Source organism: Pantoea sp. 1.19 (genome assembly GCF_001922585.1).
Lineage (GTDB): Bacteria > Pseudomonadota > Gammaproteobacteria > Enterobacterales > Enterobacteriaceae > 1-19.
The window spans coordinates 201,271-218,039 of record NZ_MRBS01000005.1; the positions used below are offsets into that span (position 1 = coordinate 201,271).

General features: G+C 60.4%; 15 protein-coding genes. 8 read left to right on the top strand and 7 right to left on the bottom strand.

From position 1 onward, the window contains the following. The first annotated feature begins 264 nt into the window (after nucleotides 1-264). Together ompR and envZ are read left to right on the top strand one after the other, a co-directional pair. Nucleotides 265-984 (top strand): two-component system response regulator OmpR, encoded by a 720-nt coding sequence (gene ompR, locus BS626_RS11580; RefSeq protein ID WP_001157751.1) that lies wholly within the window; start codon nucleotides 265-267, stop codon nucleotides 982-984. Continuing rightward, entirely contained in the window at nucleotides 981-2,327 is a 1,347-nt protein-coding gene (gene envZ, locus BS626_RS11585) for a two-component system sensor histidine kinase EnvZ (protein WP_075182549.1), read from the top strand. Before ompR ends, envZ begins: the two co-directional genes overlap by 4 nt. 9 nt (nucleotides 2,328-2,336) lie before the next feature. On the opposite strand, the gene kch is transcribed toward envZ, so the two are convergent. From kch to BS626_RS11615, 6 genes are all read right to left on the bottom strand, one after another. Further along, on the bottom strand, nucleotides 2,337-3,539 hold the full coding sequence (gene kch / locus BS626_RS11590) for a voltage-gated potassium channel protein (protein WP_075182550.1): 1,203 nt from the start codon (nucleotides 3,537-3,539) through the stop codon (nucleotides 2,337-2,339). Between the two features lie 109 nt (nucleotides 3,540-3,648). Further along, complete coding sequence (gene pckA / locus BS626_RS11595) at nucleotides 3,649-5,268, bottom strand: phosphoenolpyruvate carboxykinase (ATP) (protein WP_075182551.1); 1,620 nt, start codon at nucleotides 5,266-5,268, stop codon at nucleotides 3,649-3,651. 347 nt (nucleotides 5,269-5,615) lie between these two features. Next, nucleotides 5,616-6,488 carry an Hsp33 family molecular chaperone HslO gene (gene hslO / locus BS626_RS11600; protein ID WP_075182552.1) on the bottom strand — a complete coding sequence of 291 codons (873 nt, stop codon included), beginning with the start codon at nucleotides 6,486-6,488 and terminating at the stop codon, nucleotides 5,616-5,618. Between the two features lie 21 nt (nucleotides 6,489-6,509). Continuing rightward, nucleotides 6,510-6,911 (bottom strand): ribosome-associated heat shock protein Hsp15, encoded by a 402-nt coding sequence (gene hslR, locus BS626_RS11605; protein WP_075182553.1) that lies wholly within the window; start codon nucleotides 6,909-6,911, stop codon nucleotides 6,510-6,512. Then, nucleotides 6,908-7,030, bottom strand: a complete 123-nt coding sequence (locus BS626_RS18990; RefSeq protein ID WP_256374846.1) for a hypothetical protein — start codon at nucleotides 7,028-7,030, stop codon at nucleotides 6,908-6,910. The genes hslR and BS626_RS18990 overlap by 4 nt, the downstream gene beginning before the upstream one ends. Nucleotides 7,031-7,176: 146 nt before the next feature. Next, nucleotides 7,177-9,315: an IgaA/UmoB family intracellular growth attenuator gene (locus tag BS626_RS11615; RefSeq protein WP_075182555.1), complete on the bottom strand. Its 2,139-nt coding sequence runs from the start codon at nucleotides 9,313-9,315 to the stop codon at nucleotides 7,177-7,179. A 389-nt stretch (nucleotides 9,316-9,704) separates the two neighbouring features. On the opposite strand from BS626_RS11615, the gene nudE reads away from it, so the two are divergent. Beyond that, on the top strand, nucleotides 9,705-10,268 hold the full coding sequence (nudE, locus tag BS626_RS11620; RefSeq protein ID WP_075182556.1) for an ADP compounds hydrolase NudE: 564 nt from the start codon (nucleotides 9,705-9,707) through the stop codon (nucleotides 10,266-10,268). Between the two features lie 77 nt (nucleotides 10,269-10,345). Here nudE and mrcA read toward each other — a convergent pair whose 3' ends face one another. Continuing rightward, complete coding sequence (mrcA, locus tag BS626_RS11625; RefSeq protein ID WP_075182557.1) at nucleotides 10,346-12,901, bottom strand: peptidoglycan glycosyltransferase/peptidoglycan DD-transpeptidase MrcA; 2,556 nt, start codon at nucleotides 12,899-12,901, stop codon at nucleotides 10,346-10,348. A 120-nt stretch (nucleotides 12,902-13,021) separates the two neighbouring features. On the opposite strand from mrcA, the gene BS626_RS11630 reads away from it, so the two are divergent. Genes BS626_RS11630 through hofQ form a run of 5 tightly spaced genes read left to right on the top strand, consistent with a single transcriptional unit; the run spans nucleotide 13,022 to nucleotide 16,416 of the window. Continuing rightward, nucleotides 13,022-13,846: a hypothetical protein gene (locus BS626_RS11630; RefSeq protein ID WP_075182558.1), complete on the top strand. Its 825-nt coding sequence runs from the start codon at nucleotides 13,022-13,024 to the stop codon at nucleotides 13,844-13,846. Continuing rightward, the gene (locus BS626_RS11635) at nucleotides 13,843-14,382 is read left to right on the top strand and encodes a PilN domain-containing protein (RefSeq protein WP_075182559.1); all 540 of its coding nucleotides are present in this window, start codon (nucleotides 13,843-13,845) and stop codon (nucleotides 14,380-14,382) included. The genes BS626_RS11630 and BS626_RS11635 overlap by 4 nt, the downstream gene beginning before the upstream one ends. Further along, nucleotides 14,375-14,839: a hypothetical protein gene (locus BS626_RS11640; protein ID WP_075182560.1), complete on the top strand. Its 465-nt coding sequence runs from the start codon at nucleotides 14,375-14,377 to the stop codon at nucleotides 14,837-14,839. The genes BS626_RS11635 and BS626_RS11640 overlap by 8 nt, the downstream gene beginning before the upstream one ends. Continuing rightward, nucleotides 14,829-15,239, top strand: coding sequence for a HofP DNA utilization family protein (locus BS626_RS11645; RefSeq protein WP_083615955.1), 411 nt, complete (start codon nucleotides 14,829-14,831; stop codon nucleotides 15,237-15,239). The genes BS626_RS11640 and BS626_RS11645 overlap by 11 nt, the downstream gene beginning before the upstream one ends. Next, nucleotides 15,163-16,416: a DNA uptake porin HofQ gene (gene hofQ, locus BS626_RS11650; protein ID WP_075182562.1), complete on the top strand. Its 1,254-nt coding sequence runs from the start codon at nucleotides 15,163-15,165 to the stop codon at nucleotides 16,414-16,416. Before BS626_RS11645 ends, hofQ begins: the two co-directional genes overlap by 77 nt. Nucleotides 16,417-16,769 lie beyond the last annotated feature (353 nt).

The window sequence follows — 16,769 nt, forward strand, 5'->3', positions numbered from 1 at the left end:
TGTCGCTGGCCGGTGTCCGCACCGCGCATTACCCAAATCTGGCACGGGTTTTCAGATTTGCTGCGGTCGAACAAGGCGCTGAACTTAACACCGTGAACTGACGGGTTTTTTCCTCGCACTGTTCGCTGAAAATGAAGTATAACTTGCTGTTTTATATGCTTTGTAACAATTTCGGCTAGAATATACACCAATAAAGATTGTCAGATGTAAGCAATCTTTTTAAGAATAGCCGGGACGGGCAATTGCGCCTTTGGGAGTAGCAAAATGCAAGAGAACTATAAAATTCTGGTCGTGGATGATGATATGCGCCTGCGAGCACTGCTTGAGCGCTATCTGACCGAGCAGGGCTTTCAGGTGCGCAGCGTTGCCAACGCCGAGCAGATGGACCGTCTGCTGACCCGTGAATCCTTTCACCTGATGGTGCTGGATTTGATGTTGCCGGGCGAAGATGGTCTCTCGATCTGCCGCCGCCTGCGTAGTCAGAGCAACCCTATGCCGATCATTATGGTTACCGCAAAAGGGGAAGAAGTGGATCGCATTGTCGGCCTTGAAATTGGCGCCGACGATTACATTCCTAAGCCGTTTAATCCGCGCGAGCTGCTGGCGCGCATTCGCGCCGTATTGCGTCGCCAGGCTAATGAACTGCCGGGTGCACCGTCGCAGGAAGAAGCAGTGATCGCGTTCGGTAAATTCAAACTGAATCTCGGCACCCGCGAAATGTTCCGTGAGGACGAGCCGATGCCGCTTACCAGCGGCGAGTTCGCCGTGCTGAAGGCGCTGGTTAGCCATCCGCGTGAGCCGCTGTCGCGCGATAAGCTGATGAATCTGGCGCGCGGGCGTGAGTACAGCGCCATGGAGCGATCCATCGACGTACAAATTTCCCGCCTGCGCCGCATGGTGGAAGAAGATCCGGCGCATCCGCGCTATATCCAGACCGTATGGGGTCTGGGCTACGTCTTTGTTCCGGACGGCAGTAAAGCATGAGGCGACTGCGCTTCTCGCCACGCAGCTCATTTGCCCGAACGCTGCTGCTGATCGTTACGCTGCTGTTTGTCAGTCTGGTGACGACCTACCTGGTGGTGCTGAATTTTGCCATTCTGCCAAGTTTGCAGCAGTTCAATAAGGTGCTGGCGTACGAAGTGCGGATGCTGATGACCGACCGCCTTCAGCTGGAAGATGGCACGCAGCTGGAGGTGCCGCCGGCGTTCCGCCGTGAAATTTACCGCGAGCTGGGGATCTCGCTCTATACCAATGCCGCCGCGGAAGAGAGTGGGCTGCGCTGGGCGCAGCATTATGAATTCCTCAGCGAGCAGATGGCGCAGCAGCTCGGCGGACCGACCGATGTGCGTGTCGAGGTAAACAAGAACTCGCCGGTGGTGTGGCTGAAAACCTGGCTCTCGCCCGATATCTGGGTGCGCGTGCCGCTGACCGAAATTCATCAGGGCGATTTCTCCCCGCTGTTCCGCTACACGCTGGCTATCATGCTGCTGGCTATCGGCGGCGCCTGGCTATTTATTCGTATTCAAAACCGACCGTTGGTCGACCTGGAGCACGCCGCGCTGCAGGTCGGTAAAGGCATTATCCCGCCGCCGCTGCGCGAATATGGCGCGTCGGAAGTGCGTTCAGTGACCCGCGCTTTTAATCAGATGGCCTCCGGGGTGAAGCAGCTGGCGGATGACCGCACGCTGCTGATGGCCGGGGTCAGTCACGATTTGCGTACCCCGCTGACGCGTATTCGGCTGGCGACAGAAATGATGTCGCAGGAGGACGGCTATCTTGCCGAGTCGATTAACAAAGACATTGAAGAGTGCAACGCCATCATTGAGCAGTTCATCGACTATCTGCGCACTGGCCAGGAGATGCAAACTGAACGCGCCGATCTGAACAGTGTACTGGGCGAGGTGGTGGCCGCCGAGAGCGGCTACGAACGCGAAATCGACAGCGAGCTGATGACGGACGAGCTGTTGCTGGAGATTAACCCGCTGTCGATTAAGCGTGCGGCGGCCAATATGGTGGTCAATGCTGCCCGCTACGGTAACGGCTGGATCAAAGTCAGCTCGGGCTGCGAGCTGCAGCGCGCGTGGTTTCAGGTGGAGGATGACGGCCCGGGCATTCCGCCCGACCAGCTGGCACACCTGTTCCAGCCGTTTGTGCGCGGTGACAGCGCCCGCAGTACCAGTGGTACCGGCCTGGGGCTGGCGATTGTGCAACGTATTATCGATGCCCATCGCGGTTCGCTGGAAATTGGCGTCAGCGAGCGGGGCGGACTGCGCATTCGCGCCTGGCTGCCGCTGCCCGCCGACGCGCTGCCTCCCGCCTCGGCATAAGCACGGCGGTCAGCGTTGTTGTCGGGGGGATCCCGGCTCGCCGGGCTCCGCCAGCCCAAAGAACAGGTCGGTCAGGGTACGGCTATCCAGTGGCTCGCCGTTTAGCGAGCGGACTAAAAATTCGCTGCCTAACATCTGCAGCGAAAACAGCATATCCGGCTGCACGCGGCGAATTTTTTGCAGGTGCTGGCTGTCATTAACCAGCGAGACCGTACGGGTACCACTGCCGGCCACTTCTTTTACTGCCAGCACGATAAAGGCGTTTTCAGAGTCATCGCCGCGCAGCGCCAGCACCGTTTTAGCACGGGCCACGCCGGCCTCCTGCAGCACATCGCTCAGGGTCGCATCGCCGACGATGATATCAGCATCTGGCGGGTACTGATGCGGCAGCCGTTCAGGCACAATCACCGTCGGTGTTTCGCCGCGCTGGCGCAAACCGTCGTAGACGCTGTGTGCCAGCGGCGTTGCCCCGGCGATAATCGTGTGATTTTTACGCATCATATGTAGCATCCTGCCTCTGACCAGGCGTTTCAGGTTACCGCTGATCGCCGGGCCGATTACGGCGGTAAGCGACGTCGCGAAGACGGTGATTCCTAGCACGATAATCGACACGGTAAACAGGCGCGCATCTGCCGTCTGCGGGACGATATCGCCAAATCCAGCCGTCGACATGCTGACTATCGCGTAATAGAACGCGGTCGTCAGGCTGGCAATCGGCGGTGAAAACTGGCTGCCCAGCCACAGTGAGCCGAGTACGCTGTAAAGCATCAGTGAGCTGATGCTGACCAGCGCGAAGAGACTGCCGGCGGCCAGGCTGGCGCGATGAAAGCTGCGCCAGCCCAAAAACAGCAGCAGCATTACCCCCAACGTAAAGGGCTGCAGCCCCGGCAGGTTGCCACTGGTACTGCGGCTGAGCAGCAGTACCGCCAGCAGCAGCAGCAGCGAAAACGCCCACGCCAGCCGGGCGCGCAGCAGCAGCCCGACGGCCATTACCGGCAAGCTGATACCCAGCATAAAGCGAGGAATTTCCAGCAGGCCGACCAGCTCCAACGCGCTTTTCCAGTCGTTAACATCGGTGATAGCTCCCGGCAGCGCCAGCTGCGCCTGCTTCAGCGTGGGGTGCAGAAATAGCAGGCCATTGAGCGCGACCAGCGCGGCCAACAGCGGCACGGGGTGCAGCCACCTCAGCCAGCGTTTAACAGAAAGCGTCATGGAGTCACGGTACGTCAGTTAAAGGGGAATGGCGAGAGTGTAACCTGTCAGCAGCGCGACGGGAAAAAAAATAGCGGGCGGCCTCGCCGGATACGAAGCCGCCGCAAGATTACAGCGAAGGACCGGCTTTCACCAGCGCCTCACCGGCGGGCGTGTCGGTATATTTGGCAAAGTTAGCAATAAAGCGCTGTGCCAGATCCTGCGCTTTATCCTGCCAGGCTTCCTCGCTGCTCCAGCTGCTACGCGGATCCAGTAGTTGGCTGTCGACGCCGTTCAGCGCGACCGGGACGGCCAGGTTAAAGATTGGCAGCGTGGTCGTCTGCGCCGCGGATAGCTCACCGGCAAGAATGGCATTGATGATGGTGCGGGTATCTTTGATCGAGATCCGCTTCCCGCTGCCGTTCCAGCCGGTGTTCACCAGATAAGCCTCCGCGCCCGCTGCCTGCATACGCTTCACCAGGACTTCGGCATACTGCGTCGGATGCAGCATCAGGAAGGCGGCGCCAAAGCAGGCGGAGAAGGTGGGCGTCGGCTCGGTGATGCCACGCTCGGTGCCCGCCAGCTTGGCGGTAAATCCGGACAGGAAGTGATACTGCGTTTGATCCGGCGTCAGGCGCGATACCGGCGGCAGCACGCCAAAGGCATCGGCGGTCAGGAAGATCACTTTCTTCGCGTGGCCGGCTCGGGAGACCGGTTTGACGATGTTGTCGATATGGTTGATGGGGTAGGAGACGCGGGTGTTTTCGGTCTTACTGCCGTCATCGTAATCGACGCTGCCATCTGCGCGCACCACCACGTTTTCCAGCAGGGCGTCGCGGCGGATCGCCTGATAAATTTCCGGCTCCGCCTCGGCCGATAATTTAATGGTTTTCGCGTAGCAGCCGCCTTCAAAATTGAATACGCCATCATCATCCCAGCCGTGCTCGTCATCACCAATCAGCTGACGTTTAGGATCGGTCGACAGCGTCGTTTTACCGGTGCCGGAGAGCCCAAAGAACACGGCAACGTCCCCACGTTCGCCGACGTTAGCCGAGCAGTGCATTGAGGCGATACCGCGCAGCGGCAGCAGGTAGTTCATCACCGAGAACAGCCCTTTTTTCATCTCGCCGCCGTACCAGGTGCCACCAATCAGCTGGATTTTTTCCGTCAGGTTGAAAGCCACAAAGTTCTCGGAGTGCAGTCCCTGCGCCTGCCAGTCAGGATTGGTGCATTTAGCGCCGTTCATCACCACGAAGTCCGGCGTAAAGTCCTGCAGGTCGGCGGCATCCGGGCGGATAAACATGTTAGTGACAAAATGCGCCTGCCACGCCACTTCGGTAATAAAGCGGACCGCCAGCCGGCTGTCGGGGTTGGCGCCGCACCAGGCATCGACGACAAACAGGCGCTTGCCGGAGAGTTGAGCGGTGACGCGGGACTTTAACTGCGACCAGACGGCGGGAGACAGCGGTTGGTTATCGTTTTTTCCGGTTCCCTGATCGGCCCACCATAGCGTGTCGCGCGTCGTATCGTCGCGCACGATATATTTGTCCTTCGGTGAGCGGCCGGTAAAGACGCCGGTATTGACCGCTACGGCGCCGGATTGTGTGACGATGCCGCGCTCATACCCCTCCAGGTCGGGGCGCGTCTCTTCCTGAAACAGGGTGTCATAATCGGGGTTATACACCACCTCAACCGTATCAGTGATGCCGTAAGCAACGAGATCCTGGGGCGTCAGGCCGTTCGCGTGCATGATACTGCTCCTTAGCTTTTTTTACTGCTTTTTAAGTGTAGGGTAGGGCTAACGATGTTTATCCTGATTGCCTGCGGTTGCACAAGCGATCGCGCGCAGTGTACACCTGTAGCCGATGAGGAAAAGCGGCACGCGGTGGAAATGAGAGCCAGGACAGAAAAACATGAAAAAGGGATGCAAATAGGAAAGAGATGATGTTAGTCCGGCCGGAAAGACGGCTGGATTCAATGGGTAACGAGACGGCAGTTTAGTTAATTAAATAACTTAATTAACTAAATTCAGGGAGGATTTACCCGGTAAAGTGAAGAAAATGGGCGGCTCCCGTCTGCGGGCGCCGCCAGAGCGGATTAATGTACCTGATTGTCGCTGGCGCTCGCCGCATTGCGGATCGCCGCAATGTCTACCGCGTCATACACGTAGTGCGTTCCGCAGTAGTCGCAGTGCATATCAATTTCGCCATCTTCGGCGATGATATCATCCACCTCCTGCTGCGGCAGTGTTTTTAGCACCTCACCGCAGCGCTCGCGGGAGCAGGTGCAGCGATAGACCACCGGCTGCGGGTCGTAGACCGTCACTTCTTCCTCGTGATAGAGGCGCCACATCACATCGGTCGCCGACAGCGACAGCAGTTCATCCGTTTTAATCGTCTCGGTCAGCGTCGCCAAATGCTCAAACTCATTACGATCGCTGTGCGAAGCGGGCAGCACCTGCAGCAGGATACCGGCGGCACCTGGGTGAGTGAAGCTGGTGCGCAGCCAGATGCGGGTCGGTAACTGTTCGGACCGCAGGAAATAGTCCTCAAGGCAGGCGGCCAGCGTATCGCCCTCCAGCCCCACGACGCCCTGATAGCGTTCGCCTTTACTGGGGCTGATGGTGATCACCAGATAGCCGTTACCAACCATCTCTTTCAGGCTGCTGCCCTCGGCGATCTCGCCCTGCATCCGCGCAATCCCGCGCATCTCCTGCTGATGGTTACCATTAATGACCGCCAGCGTCAGCGGGCCATCGCCCTGCAGCTGGACGGTAATGTCGCCATCAAATTTCAGGGTGGCGGTCAGCAGGCTGGTTGCGACCAGCAGCTCTCCCAGCAGGGCCTGAACCGGTTGCGGATAGTCGTGGCCCTCGATGATGGCGCGCCAGGTATCGGAGACATTGACCAGCTCGCCGCGAACGGCGTGCTGGGCAAACAAATAACGGTAGATGTGATCTTGCTGGGACATAACTCTCTCTCACTGTGGCGATCACGATTCGCCAGAACTTTTAAATTTTATCAGGTCACGGCGCTCTTTCTTGTCCGGACGTCGGTCGGGATGCGGCATGGTCAGCGCGGACATTTTTCGCGCCAGCGCCTGTTTTTCACGCTTTTCCTGGCTGTCTGCCGTCTCGCGATACAGTAGCTGCGCTGCGCTGGCCGGTCCACGCCGATCGCTGACCGCGAGCACCACCACCGTGCGCTGATCGTTGCCTTGCCGCAGGGTCAGCACGGCGTCGCACTCAACCAGCTTACCGGGTTTACTGCGCTGGCCGTTGTAATGGACTTTGCCGCCTTCGATCATCTCGCGGGCCAGCGCCCGGGTTTTATAAAAGCGTGCGGCCCACAGCCATTTATCCAGGCGCACGCCGTCGGTCGGTTTTGCAGTCATCGTCGCTCCAAAGCCAAAGCCAAAGCCAAAGCCAAAGCCAAAGCCAAAGCCAAAGCCAAAGCCAAAGCCAAAGCCAAAGCCAAAGCCAAAGCCAAAGCCAAAGCCAAAGCCAAAGCCAAAGCCAGCCGCCAGTCAGCGTTTAATCGTAGACCCGATGCGCGAGCGGGGATAACGCATCCCGGTGACGAAAAGGCCAACAGCGTAGCATATTCGCCGGGTGAACCGAATAGGTCATGACGGGCGATGGCTCTCACTGTTCACCGGATTAAAACAGGGAGCGCAGATTTTTTACCGGCGTCAGCGTCTGATTAAAACACTTTTCATAATAGTGCTGAATGGCGGCCTGACGCAGCCTGTCGCGGCGCAGACGGACCAGCGCCAGTATGCTGTTAATGATCAGGCTCAGGGTCACCAGCGCCAGCAGCAGTGCGGTGCCGATATAGCGTCCCAGCGTCAGCGTATCAGGCGCGCTGTGAATAGCGATCTGTCGGGTGCCATTCGCGTCCACGCTCAGGCTGGTAATGATGCCGTTGGCGGCAAAAGGCGTGTGCAGCAGCTGCCCGGAGAGCCGCTGTAGCTCGCGCCACTGCTCCAGCGGATTGAGATCATACAGCGACGTGGTCGGGGGCTGCTGGCTCACCAGCTGGCGTCCCTCATCGCTGTAAATCAAAAATCCCCCCGGCGGCGGGCTGTTCAGCGCTTCCGCGGCGCGGTGCGTTTCACGGTAGAAGAAGGCGGAGGTGGCCGTATTCACCAGGTTTTCCAGCGCCTCAGCGCTCACCGGACGCAGCAGGACGTTGGTACCGTTAAGCGCGCCGGAATCCGCCCGCTTCACCAGCGCCTCCCAGTCTTTGGCATTACCGAGGTTTACCAGCGCATTTTTCAGCCGTACGCAATCCTGACGATCGCTGCACAGCTCCTGGGCGCGCAGGACGATATCGGCAAAATCATCAAGCAGCGTCATCCCTGATTTCTGGATCGCGCTGGCCAGCTGCGGGTTAATCTTGGGATCGGTGCTGGAGGGCGGATGCAGCTGCGCGCGGGTGGTGGTCAGCAGCGCAGCGGCTTTATCGATCACATCCGACTGCGGGGCGGGCAGGGGCCGGGCGTTATTCCACCAGATAGCCGAACAGTCAAACGGCATAAAAGCGTACGCGCGATTATGTTGATAGCTGGCCGGGACGGAGCACATTCCCGTGCCCTGCACCGACAGCAGGTCGCCGACGCGCAGCGGCGTTTTTTCCAGTTCGTCCACGCTGGTCACTTCGACCCGATCGCTGCCTTTCAGCCACGCCGCGCTCAGCTTCAGCGGCATGCCCAGCGGAACCCAGACAATCAGTAGCACCAGCACCAACAGGGAGCCCAGCGCCAGCACCCGATTTTTCCGCCAGCGCTGAAGCGGAAAGTTACGTACTTCGTCCTGTAACGATAAAAAGCGCCCTTGCCGAACCACGTGGCGAGTGGGATAGATGTCGATCTCTGTTTGTTGCCCCAGATCGTGCCCGACCCACGGCTGCCAGTGGGCGGGGTAAATCAGATCCATGATGCCAAGTGAAACGGTATTCATCTGTCCCTGATTCGATTCACCGAAGAGCCCCCAGCGCTTGGGTGAGCCGCGTAAACAGTGAATATCACGCCGTGATTTTTCCCGCAGGGGGCGCCACAACGATGCCAGGCTGACCGCCAAAACCGCACTGCCGATCAGCAGCAGCCACGGCATCAGCACCGCCGGTGCCAGCAGGGCACAGAAGAACAGCAGCAGCGCGGCGCAGGCGGCGAGCGCTTCGCGAGTGCCTTCCGGACGGCGCAGAGCCATCTCTTCTGGCGTCTCCCGGCGTACCCGCAGCAGATCCACATGCTCGCTCTCCTCCTGACGGATAGAGGCGCTGGGCGCGGCGGCACGCGGCACGCCTGGCAGGGCCGCCTGTTCCTGGGCGTAGTTCACCAGGGAGTGGCCATTCAGCGAAATGACCAGCGGCATCGTTTGGGTACGGATAATTTCGACGTAATTTTCGTCGGTGATGTATTGCTCCCACTGCGGAGGCAAGTGGACTTCAATCTCATCAAGATAATAGCGCCACTTATGCGGCTCATCGGTCGATAAACCGTAGCGAGTAATGGCACGGGTGACCGGATAGACGTGCTGACTTTGCGAGGTGAGCACCAGCTTTTCCGCGGGCTTACTGGCACCGCCGGGGAGCACCCCTGAGGAAGCGGTCGCCAGTGCCGTGACGTAGCGCTCCACCGCCTCGCGCTCTTCCGACGTCAGCTTACGCCAGGGTGGGCTGATAAACGGCAGGGGGCGGGACAGCGGTGGTCTCTGGCGCATGGCGTACCAGAACAGCGCGCCCGCCGCCAGTGAGACAGCGGCCAGGATCGCGAAGATCAGCGCAAGGGTCGTCATAGCCGGCTCATCCCGCGGGACCCTGCCCGACAGAGTGCCGCGTCGCGCGATCGCCGCGCAGGTTTCTCACCTTTGCGCAACCGCGAGGGCTGGGCCGTATTGCGTATATAGTCATAAATCGCGCACGGAATCAGTCAGTTAATTAATACAAGTAGCCTTGCCGGAATGATAGCGGCCTTTATTTTGCTTAAGTATCGGCATACTCTGAGTTTTTACCTAATCCTGAGCGGAGTTAAAACCCTTTTTTTTACTACGACGCAATTTGTTATAAGAAAAGGAATTAAAAGCGTGCAATGATTGCATCCTGCGTGCCGCCATGCACAATGACCCATTCCGCCGCCGTTGTGATGACGGTGACCGCCTGTTGACGGCGCTAGCCTGGGGCCATTATGACCAGACAATTACAAAAACCCACCATTCTTCATGTCGAAACGGTTGCCCGCTCGCGCCTGTTTGCTATTGAAGCGGTCGATTTAGCCTTCAGCAACGGTGCGCGTCGGGTATACGAGCGGATGCGGCCCTCCGGTCGCGAAGCGGTGATGATTGTGCCCATCGTTGACGATCACCTGCTGTTGATTCAGGAGTATGCCGTAGGGCTCGAAAGCTATGAGCTCGGCTTTCCCAAGGGGCTGATCGATCCGGGTGAAACGCCGCATCAGGCGGCCGATCGCGAACTGAAAGAGGAAGCGGGATTCGGCGCGACCCGGCTTCACACCCTCAGCAAGCTGACGCTGGCTCCCTCCTACTTTTCCAGCCAGATGCACATTGTGGTGGCGGAGGGGCTCTATCCGGAGAAGCTGGAGGGCGATGAACCTGAGCCTTTACCGGTAATGCGCTGGCCGCTGACCCATCTGATGGCGCTGCTGGCCGAACCCGACTTTCGCGAGGCCCGCTGCGTGAGTGCGTTGTTCCTGGTGCGCGAGTGGCTGCGCGAACAGGGGCGGCTGGCCTGAGTTGCGAACGCGGGAGAAAAAAATGCCGGTGGCCTATGGCCACCGGCATCGGTTCTGTCGCTGAATGCTGACGTCCGTCAGAACAGCTCCTGAGACTCGCCGTTACTGATCACCGTGGTGCCCGCATCAGGTACGGAGTATTCCGTCGGCTGAGTGCCGTCGATGAAGAACTCCTGGCGTGTATTACCGCTGCCGTTAGAGAGCTTACCGGTGCTGCGATCGATGGTCACAGTGACGACGCCTTCCGGCGGCGTCAGCGGGGCCACCGGCACGCCCTCCAGCGCCGCTTTCATGTACTCATCCCACGCCGGCTGCGCACTCTTTGCGCCGCCCTCATAGCCAGAAATTTGGTTAGGGATGGCACCGGAGGCGGTAGTACGGCCGAGATTGCGTCGGTGATCGTCAAAGCCAATCCACACCGAGGTGACCACGCCGGGACCATAGCCCGAGAACCAGGCATCCTTGGAACTGTTAGTGGTGCCGGTCTTACCGCCAATATCGTTGCGGCCGAGTTCGCGGCCGGCCCGCCAGCCGGTTCCCATCCAACCCGGTTCGCCAAAGATATTGCTGTTCAGCGCGCTCTTAATCAGGAAGGAGAGCGGGGTATTGATCACGTGCGGCGCGTACTGCTGCTGCGCCTGCTGCTGCGCCTGAGCATTGCCGATCTGTTCCAGTTCCGGCTGTGGCAGCCCCGGTGCCGGTGCCTGTTGCGAAACCGCCACGTTTTCTACGCTCTCTTCGCCCAGCGCCACGGATTTCTGCGTCTGGCCGTAGATCACCGGCAGGTTACAGCTTTCACAGGCAATTTTTGGCCGCGCTTCGAACAGCGTGTTGCCCTGTTCGTCATCGATTTTGGCAATGAACCAGGGATCAATCAGGAATCCCCCGTTTGCCATCACCGCGTAGCCGCGCACCAGCTGCATCGGCGTAAAAGACGCGGAACCCAGCGCCAGTGATTCCGTATGCACAATATTCTGCGCCGGGAAGCCAAAGCGCTGCAGATACTCTGCCGCGTAATCGACACCCATGGCGCGCATCGCCCGCACCATGACCACGTTCTTCGATTCCCCCAGCCCCTGCCGCAGGCGGATTGGACCGTCGTAGCGCGCCGGAGAGTTTTTCGGTCGCCAGTCGGATCCGGCACCGGCATCCCAGCGCGAAATCGGCACATCGTTGAGGATTGAAGCCAGCGTCAGGCCGCGATCCATGGCGGCGGTATACAGGAACGGCTTAATGTTAGAACCGACCTGGCGCAACGCCTGGGTGGCGCGGTTAAATTTGCTCTGGTTAAAATCGAAGCCGCCGACCAGCGCGCGGACGGCGCCGTTTTGCGGATCGAGGGAGACCAGCGCCGAGTTGACGTCCGGCACTTGCGCCAGCCACCAGGCATCGTCCACCTGGCGAACCCAAATTTGCTGGCCCGGCTGAAGCACCTGGCTGACGCTACGCGGCGTTGGTCCCTGTGCGGTATCAGATTGATAAGCCCGCGCCCAGCGTACGCCCGCCATCGTCAGGCTGACAGAGCTGCCATCACGCAGGGTAACGGAAGCCTCATCGCTGTTTACCGTATTAACCGCTGCGGGTATCAGCGGGCCATACACCGGCAGAGCCCGCAGTGAGGCCACGATTTTATCGCGATCCCAGGCGCCTTCTCCGACTTTCCACAGCACGTTGGCCGGGCCACGGTAGCCGTGGCGCATATCGTAAGCGATAACATTATCCTGCACGGATTTCTGGGCGGCCAGCTGTAGCTTGCGGGTGATGGTGGTGGTCACCCGGTAGCCATCCTCATAGGCGTTTTTCCCGTAGCGCTTCACCATTTCCTGGCGCACCATCTCGGTCAGATAGGGAGCGGAAAAAGCGATTTCGGGAGCGTGATAGCGCGCATCCAGCGGCTCATTGCGTGCCTGGTCGTACTGCTCGCGAGTGATGTCACCCTGATCCAGCATTCGCGATAACACCACGTTGCGGCGCGCCAGCGCGCGATCCATGGAATAAAGTGGATTAAACGTCGACGGCGCTTTCGGCAGGCCGGCGATCATTGCCATTTCGCTCAGGCTCAGGTCCTTGACGTCTTTGCCAAAGTAGACGTGCGCGGCAGCGCCCACGCCATACGCGCGGTAGCCGAGGTAAATCTTATTCAGGTACAGCTCGAGAATCTCATCCTTGCTCAGCAGCTGCTCAATGCGCACCGCGAGGAAGGCCTCTTTGATTTTGCGAACCAGCGTTTTTTCCGGACTGAGAAAGAAGTTACGCGCCAGCTGCTGGGTAATGGTACTGGCACCCTGTGAGGCATGGCCGGACACCAGCGCGACGCTGGCGGCGCGGAAAATCCCCACCGGATCCACGCCGTGATGCTCATAAAAGCGGCTGTCTTCGGTGGCAATAAACGCTTTGGTCAGCAGCGGCGGCATCTCATCCAACCGGAGTGGAATACGGCGCTTTTCGCCATACTGCGCGATCAGTTCGCCGTCTGCGCTGTAGACCTGCATGGGGGTTTGCAGCCGCACGTCTTTCAGCGTGGCGACATCGGGTAACTGCGGTTCGATGTATTTGTACAGGCCAAATACCAAACCGGCTCCAAGCAGAATGCAACAGACTGCAAGGATGAATAAATACTTTACGAACTTCACCTGAGAATTCCCATTAAATGACCGTTGGGCAGTTTATAAACAACCGCGCGCTAGTATAAAGGCAACGTGGACGCTTTGATACGTCCGCTTGAACAATCTCATGCCAGGGAGAATGCGGAGATGACTTATCACACATGGCAAGTGGGTATTGATATTCAAAATGGGCAATTGTGCGCACTTGCGGTATTGCGCCGCCGCCAGGGCTGGCAATTACGCCACTGGTTTCGAACGCCGCTGCCTGACAGCATAGTGCAAAACGGACAGTTGCAGCGCTCACCGGCGCTGACCCACGCGCTGCGGATCTTGCGCCGGCGGCTGCCGCGCCGGCACAGTTTGCGCGTTGGCTATCCGCCGCACGCGGTACAGCAACACCGGCTGGCTGCACCGGGACCGGCCATCAGCGCGCGGGATCGTAAACATTATCTGGCCGCCAGCGCGAGGCGATTATTCCCAATTGATCCCGCGGGATTAGCCATTGATGCGCGCGACGGTGCGGCGGAAAGCCTGGTGCTGACCGCTACCCGACGCGAGACGATAGACAGCTGGCTGAGCGGCCTGGCCGATGCCGAACTGGAGCCAGAGGTGCTGGAACTGACCCCCAATGCGCTGAGCGTCACGGCCGGTGCATTGGCGCTCCCCCAGGATCAGGCGGTGGTGTATGCGCTGGCCGATCACTGGCTGTGGCTGCGCCGTGCTGCCGAGGGCCCCGTATGGGGCTGGGCCTCGCGCGATGACATCGCCGATGTTGAACGGTTGCGGCAGCAGATGCTGCCCGGGAGCGGACCGTTCTGGTTTAGCGCATCAACGCCGCAGCCGCAGCCTGCCGGAAGCCACCCACTGCAGCCGCTTCGCGCGGTGGCGCTGCAGCAGCCGCCGCTGCCTGACTACCCCGACGCTTTTACCCTGGCGCTGGGACTGGCCCTGCGCGTCGCCGATTCGCAGTGACGCCGGTCAATTTTATGCCGTGGCGCCAGCAGCAGCGCCGGCAGGCCGTGCGTGCGGCCTTCATCTGGCTGCTGCCGCCGCTGCTGCTGCTGGTGATGCTGCTGCTGGTGGCGGCGATCCAGGATCGACAGCAGCAGCAGATGAATCGGGTCTGGCACCGCCAGTATCAGCTGGCGACGGCAGAGTGGCAGGCGCGACTGCGTCAGATCGTTCAGCGGCAGGCGCGGCTCGTGGCATTGCAGGCCCGCTGGCGGCAGATGGTCAGCGCTCAGGACGCGTCCCGGGAGTGGTTTCGCCGGTTGGATATGCTGGCCGACAGCCTGCCGGATGATGGTTGGCTGACGCAGATCTCCTGGCAGCCACCGCGTCTCTTCCTGCGCGGCATCATCGTCAGCGAACGCAGCTTTGACGCCTGGCTGACCGCGCTGACGCAGGCGCCAACCTGGGCACAGGTGAGCGTCGTGCAGCGTCAGCGCGAGACCGACGGCGGGATGGCCTTTACGCTCGCGCTGACGCCGGCAGGTGACGATGAGTAGGGCACGGTATTTTCAGCGCAGCCTTCGTCCGCTGGCGCTGCTGCTGGTGGCGGCCTGCGCGTGGTGTTGGCAGGCCAGTACCGACTGGCTGCCGGCGTCTTTCGAGCCCGCGCTGGCGACGCGCTGGCAGGAGCAGCTGCATCAGCTGCAGGTAAAACCGCGGCTGCAGTCGCTGGATGCCGGGCTGCGCCTGTGGCGGCAACGGTTGGAAGATGCCCGCTCGGCGTCGGCACTGCGGGCGTGGCTGGTGGCACAGAGTGGCGCGGACCTCGAGCACTGGCAGGTGCAGCCGGACGGTGTCCAGACCGGCTTTTTGCTCAGTTGGCCAGCTCTGCTGCGCTTAACGAGGGCGCTGGCAACCTCAGCGCCGGGCTGGCGGCCGGTGGGATTTAGCGTGGAGCCACAGCCTGCAGGGCTGCGGTTCCGGCTGCAACTGGCGATAGCTGATGAAACGTAGCGGGTGGCGTATAGCGTGGATAGCGATGGCGTGCGCGGCGGCGGCGTGGGGACGCGATCCATTTTATGCCCCGCCCGGTGCCCGTTGTGCGCTGCAGCAAGCCGCACCGGTGGGCTGGCGATTACTCGGGGTGACCCGACGCGGCGGTGAGGACATCGCCTGGTTTCACGCGGACTCCGGCCGCCTGATCGGGCTGGCCGGCGGTGCGCAGCTCGGCGATACGCCATGGCGTATCCACCGGATCAGCCTGCGAGGCGTATCATTGCAAGGCCTGCCGCCCTGCCAGCACGGGCAGCGTTGGCTGTCACTTCAGGGAGTGAGTGATGAAAAGGATGGTATGGATCGGGCTGACGATCGCCCTGCACGCCGCGGCGGCGCCGAAGATTTCACTGGTATTTGATCGCGCACCGGTAAGCAGCATTTTACAGGCGCTGGCGCGGCATCAGGGGTTAAATCTGGTGATGGCACCCGGCGTAGAGGGGCAGCTATCGCTGAACCTGCATCAGGTTCCCTGGCCCCAGGCGCTGAGCGTGATCACCCGATTGAGCGGCGTGGTCAGTCAGCGAGAGGGGACACTGCTGCTGGTTTTCCCCGCTGGCTGGCAGGCGGCGGAGCAACAAAGGCTGACCGCGCAGCGCGAGGCGGCGCAGGCGCGGATGCCGCTGATCAGCCGCCGCATCGCACTGCGCTGGGCCGACGCCGGCGCGGTGGCGGACAGCCTGCAGGCGGAGCGTGATAAGCTGCTGACGCCGCGCGGTAGCCTGACGCTGGATGGCCGCACCAATTCGCTGCTGATCCGCGATACGCGTCGGGCCGTCGAGCGGGTGCAGCGTTGGGTGACTGACTTAGACGTGCCGGTACCGCAGGTTGAGCTGGCGGCGCATATGGTCACCATCAGCGCGGATCGGCTGCGTGAACTGGGGGTGAGCTGGGGCCTGGCCGATGGCGTTGGGCGCGTCCCCGGCGTCGGCGATGCGGCGGTGAACCTGGCGGCGCGCCGGGCGGCCGGCGTGCTGGGCATGAACGTGGCGCGCATCGATTCGCGTCGGCTGGAAGTGCAGCTGAGCGCGCTGGAACGGCAGAATCAACTGGAGATTATCGCCAGCCCGCGGCTGTTTACCTCGCACCAGCAGCCGGCCAGCATCAAGCAGGGTACGGAGATACCCTACGAGGTTTCCAGCGGCAACAGTGGCGCGACCGCCATTGAATTTAAAGAGGCGGTATTAGGCATGGCGGTCACACCGGTGGTGCAGGCCGGCGATCGTATTTTGCTGAAGCTGCACATCAGTCAAAATATTCCCGGTCGCAGCCTGCGCGGTGAGGAGAGGGAGCTGTTGACCATTGATAAGCAGGAAATTGACACGCAGGTAGTGGTCCGCAACGGGGAAACGCTGGCGCTGGGCGGCATCTTTCAGCGTCAGCGAATGCGCGGAGACGAGCGGGTGCCGCTGCTCGGTGCGCTGCCGCTGGTTGGGCGGCTATTTCGCCACGACATGCATGAGGGAAAACGGCGGGAGTTGGTGATTTTTATTACCCCGCGGCTGATTGCCGATCGCCCTGTGAGCCCGCGCGCCTGATCGAACCGCGGCGGTAAAAATCGCTCAGAAAACAGCATCAAATTTGACGTGGCCGACGAATTGGCTTACAAGGTTTAGCGATTTTAGTACGGTGACGTCATGTTTGGGGAGGTGGCTCAATGTCCCTGGTGAGCCAGTATCACCCCGGCAGGCGCTCCCTGACCCGCATAACGATCGGAACTGACCGATCTTAATCGGCACTACCGCGTTGGATTCCGGTTGCCAAACGACCTTGAGTGTTGAGATAATTTTTTCTATCTGACTCTCGCACTATCGCTCATGAGGTTTCAGTTCATGTCCTGTCCGCGCTGAAGTAAAGCGAACAGGGAATCATCAACGAATTGTCTTAGTAA